Source organism: Komagataeibacter kakiaceti JCM 25156, assembly GCF_000613305.1.
The window spans coordinates 1-1,514 of record NZ_BAIO01000540.1 but is presented as its reverse complement, the minus strand read 5'-3'; the positions used below and the strand labels follow the sequence as shown (position 1 = coordinate 1,514).

The 1,514-nt window shown below is 63.6% G+C and carries 1 protein-coding gene and 2 pseudogenes; all 3 read left to right on the top strand.

Features of this window, described 5'->3' with window-relative positions:
* Positions 1-466, top strand: a pseudogene (locus tag JCM25156_RS25500) (bifunctional DNA-formamidopyrimidine glycosylase/DNA-(apurinic or apyrimidinic site) lyase); the annotation flags it as partial.
* 104 nt (positions 467-570) lie between these two features.
* A complete protein-coding gene (gene rpsT / locus JCM25156_RS16350) occupies positions 571-840 on the top strand; it encodes a 30S ribosomal protein S20 (RefSeq protein ID WP_025813961.1) in 270 nt (89 codons plus the stop codon).
* A 355-nt stretch (positions 841-1,195) separates the two neighbouring features.
* A pseudogene (locus JCM25156_RS25495) lies at positions 1,196-1,514 on the top strand (DnaA N-terminal domain-containing protein); the annotation flags it as partial.

Sequence of the window (1,514 nt, the reverse complement as noted above, 5' to 3'; positions counted from 1 at the left end):
CGGAACCGCTGGGCAACCGGTTTTGACGGCGCATGGCTGGCGGGCGCGCGCCAGGGGGCGGCGCAGCAGCATGAAGGCCCTGCTGCTGGACCAGCGCGTGGTGGCGGGGCTTGGCAATATATATGTATCCGAAGCCCTGTTCCGTGCGGGGATCCATCCCGCGCGGGCGGCCGGGAGTGTGGATGCGGCGGATTTCGCGCGACTTGTGGTGGCCATCCGCGCCGTGCTGGAGGAAGCGATCGCCGCGGGCGGGTCAAGCCTGCGTGATTATGTGCAACCCGATGGGGAGCTGGGTTATTTTCAGCATGCCTGGCGCGTCTATGGCCGGGAGGGGAAGGGATGCCCCGACTGCCCCGGGCCACCTGCATGCAACGGGGTCGTGCGGATCGCCCAGTCAGGGCGGTCCAGCTTTTTCTGTCCCCGCCTGCAGGGGGAAGAAAACGATTTTGGTAAAGACTTGTCTTGACTAATGCCGCCGGGGTGGACTAGATCGCCAGCCTGATATGGGATGTCCGCAACGATCGGGTGGCGGACCGCCGTAACCTGATTTATGCAGATGAACTGAGAGCAATGGCCAATACAGCTTCCGCGCGTAAGCGCATCCGTCAGAATGAACGTCGCAACGCCCGCAACACGGCGCGCATGTCGCGTGTCCGCACCTTCGTGAAGAAGGTCGAGATGGCGATTGAGTCGGGCAAGAAAGACGACGCCACGACCGCCCTGCGTGCGGCCCAGCCGGAACTGCAGCGCGCGGTTGGCAAGGGTGTGCTTCACGCCAACACCGTTGCCCGTCGTATTTCCCGCCTGTCCGCCCGTATCAAGTCTCTTGTTGCGGCGTAAAATACTGTCTGTTTCTTTTATCTGAAAGAAACATGAAAGTAATGAAGGAGGTCGTGTATCGCCATTAGTGGTGATAGCGGCCTTTTTTGTTTGTCGTGCCGCGTATTGTGACGGGGTTTTGGCGGGGCGGGGCAGATTCCCGTTGCTTCGTCCGATTCCCTGCTCTAACTTGCGGGGATAATTCCAACGCCATCGGTAGCCTTGCCCACAGGGGCAGGTGTACGGGTCGTGCCCTGCGCGCGACTGCCCGCCCCGTGCGGGACGGGCGGCGTTGCGGGACGGTATGAATGGAGCGGGGGCACGGACCGGCGGGCGCGAAAGCGCAGGTTGCGTGCCCATGTAGCCGGGAGCGGATATGACGGGCGGACTGGAAGGCTATGACGCGGTTGCGGAAGCCAACGCACAGAAAAGCGTGCTCGCCATTCATTGGTCGCGCATCTGCCAGCGGCTGAAGGCGGAAGTGGGTGAGGTCGAATACCGCACCTGGCTGCGCCAGATCACGGTCGGCCCGGTGGAGGAAGACGAAATCACCCTCTACCTGCCACCCGCTTCCTGCGCGACTGGGTGCGGGGGCAGTATGGCGACCGGCTGGGTACGCTGTGGAACGCGGAAGTGCCCGCCATCCGTCGTGTCGAACTGCAGGTCGCCCGCGCGGACGCGGCCCCGGTGGCGCC

Bases quoted from the DNA above. Each gene is read 5' to 3' on its own strand.
- rpsT (WP_025813961.1), top strand. From the start codon at position 571: ATGGCCAATACAGCTTCCGCGCGTAAGCGCATCCGTCAGAATGAACGT.